Origin of the sequence: Actinomyces sp. ICM58 (genome assembly GCF_000283035.1) — a bacterium.
In the GTDB taxonomy this organism is placed as follows: Bacteria; Actinomycetota; Actinomycetes; order Actinomycetales; family Actinomycetaceae; genus Pauljensenia.
On record NZ_ALIY01000068.1, the window covers coordinates 1 to 2,700 of the forward strand.

Consider the following 2,700-nt stretch of genomic DNA (forward strand, 5'->3'; position numbering starts at 1 on the left):
CATATTTCCTCCCAGATCATCGATGGGAGAACGCCCCCACAACGGGAACGCCCTAATTGCAACGCCAGTCTAACCACACAACCCACCAAAAGTCTAACCTTTTGGCACATTTCCCCTCAGATATCCCACCGCGCTTCGCAATACCGACGCCCACTGACACGAACACGCCTCTTATTCATCAGCATCTATCGTCACCGCACCGGGCCCACGCCGACAGGTGAGACGCCCACGCCTCACCCTCACACAGTTCGCGCGCAGCACCACGGGAGGGAACAATGGAGGCATGACAGAAGAACGTGAGTCAAAAGACCTCCAGTCGGGCACACTCGTCATCGGACTGGGCCGCTTCGGGTCCGCCGTCGCGGTCACACAGGACCAGCTCGGCTACGAGATCCTGGCCGTCGAAAAGAACCCCGCGCGCGTGCAAGCCTTCGCGGGTCGTTTCCCCCTGGTTGAAGCTGACGCCACCTCCAAGGACGCCCTCGAGCAGCTGGGCGCGCGCGAATTCCGCAGCGCCGTCGTCGGCGTGGGCTCCTCCCTTGAGGCCGCCGTGCTCATCACCGCCAACCTCGTCGACATGGGCATCTCCTCCATCTGGGTCAAGGCAACCTCCTCCCAGCACGGGCGCATCCTGCGCCGCGTCGGCGCCCACCACGTCGTCTACCCCGACCTGGACGCGGGAAAACGCACCGCGCACCTCGTCGGCGGACGCATGGTCGACTACATCGAGATGGAAAAAGACGGTTTTTCCATCATGAAGCTTCGCCCACCCAAAGAAGTGCACGGCTTCTCGCTGGAGGAACTGGACCTGCGCGGCCGCTACGGCGTCAACGTCCTGGCGATTCGCCGACCCAAGCAGCGGTTCGAATACGCGAACGCCTCGACGCGCATCAACGCGGACGACGAAATCATCGTCTCCGGCGACTCGCACCTGTTGGAGTACTTCGCCAACAGGCCCTGACCTGCCCCACGCCCATGCCCGACTCCCCCACCCGGCCACGGCCTCGTGACCAGGACCGGTCCCTCACCGAAATCCCCCACGCGCCCACCCGCTACGTCCAACTCCTGACGCCGCGCCGCGCCCGCGCCTACCTGACCAACGCGACGGAAGGCGGATTCTGCAGAGCCTACGCCCAAGGATTCTTCCTCCCGGCAGACGCCCTCCCGCGCCGCCCCACCGCGTCCGCGATCCTCCAGCTCATGGACCTAGGCTGGCTCTGCGAGTCCGGCACCCTCGCCTCCTTCACGGGCCCGCCCCCCAACGCGCAGGGACTCCCACCGGCCACGGACACGACCGGGAACGAGGAACGCTCCTCGTGCGTCTATCTGCTGCACTTCGACGTCCTCCCCGACATCGAAGCCACCCTCACCCGACAGGACCCGCCCGGCGCCGCCCCCGCCTCGGCCCCCTGGTGGCACTCGAGCGAACCCATGACCCTCCTGCCCGGCGCCCGCATCGAAGCCGTCGACGAAGAGGGAAACTCGCGCGTCCTCGCGCACTGGAACGCGGAGACGAACGGGCTGTGGCACTGGGGAGGACTCGGCAACCCGGGCGACTTCTCGACGCTCGCGACGATCTTCGAACGCACCTTTGCACGAGGCCATGGCTGGGTTCCCGTCCGACCAATCGACCGGCGCCGCGCCCTGGCCGACGCGACGGACCGCCGCGTGCTGCGCTGCATGCTCGGATCCGCGCTCTCCCAGTCCGGCGTGACGGTCAACGCGTGGGGCGTCGTCGACCTGGCGACAACCGACACCCTCGTGTGCACGACGCACGTCCTCCACTGGGGTCTCACCGGCGTCGTCACCAGCCTGCACCCCGACGCGAACGGTGAGACGATGGCGGCGATGAGCGTCCACGCGCCCTGGAGTCCCGCCATCGAAGAAGCCGGCATGTGGGGCGACGAGATAGGCGGATTCCACGCAGACATTCCCGCCTCGGAGACCGGCCCCTACGCCCACGAATCCATGATCGCGCCCGCACGACCAACCCCCGGGCCCCTCGAGGAGCTCCGCCTCCCCTGGGGAGGGACCCGGCAGGAACACTGGCACAAAGACTTCATCGAACTGCCCTCGGGCACGCGCGTCCCCGTCGTCATCACCGCGCAGGGACGTGTCCACGCCGAGGCGCCCGACCCTCGCGCTGTCGACGTCCTCTTCCCCGGACCCGCCTCCTTCGTCCCGGGGCCCGGGCCGCACGTGTGGGTGGACGTCACCGACCAGGGCGGCGTCCTCCTCGAAGCCACCACGACGGGCCAGCTCTTCGGATCGGCACGCCTGAGCGCACGCATCGTCGGCGAATCCGAAGACAAGTGGCACTACCACACGCCCTCGCTCCTGCGCCGCGTCGACCCCACGTCGCGCCCACCCCACTGGGGCGCCAAACGACTGATCACCGAAATCCGCGAGCGCCTGACCCCTCGGGATGGTCAGGGCACCGCACCTTGACGTGGAGCACCCTCCGTCACATATGGTGGGGCGTTCTCAACCGGAGGAGGCAGTCGCGTACCTCGCGCGGGAGGCGCCTCTGGTCGCGCGGGCGGGACGCAGATGTGGGTGCCTCGCGTTACCGTGGGGGCATGGCGAAAGAGAAGATCACCTACCGTTGCTCCGACTGCGGGTGGACCTCCCCCAAGTGGGTGGGCCAGTGCCGCGAGTGCGGGGCGTGGGGCACGGTCGACCAGGCGGGCCAGGCCTCGG

3 protein-coding genes are annotated in these 2,700 nt (G+C 67.8%); all 3 read left to right on the top strand.

Features of this window, described 5'->3' with window-relative positions; genetic code table 11:
- Window positions 1-283: 283 nt before the first annotated feature.
- Complete coding sequence (locus HMPREF1138_RS03430) at window positions 284-961, top strand: potassium channel family protein (RefSeq protein WP_009056570.1); 678 nt, start codon at window positions 284-286, stop codon at window positions 959-961.
- Window positions 962-975: 14 nt separating this feature from the next.
- The gene (locus HMPREF1138_RS03435; RefSeq protein ID WP_009056567.1) at window positions 976-2,448 is read left to right on the top strand and encodes a hypothetical protein; all 1,473 of its coding nucleotides are present in this window, start codon (window positions 976-978) and stop codon (window positions 2,446-2,448) included.
- Between the two features lie 131 nt (window positions 2,449-2,579).
- Window positions 2,580-2,700, top strand: a 121-nt coding sequence (locus HMPREF1138_RS11225) for a hypothetical protein (protein ID WP_009056572.1), incomplete at its 3' end; no start/stop codon positions are given.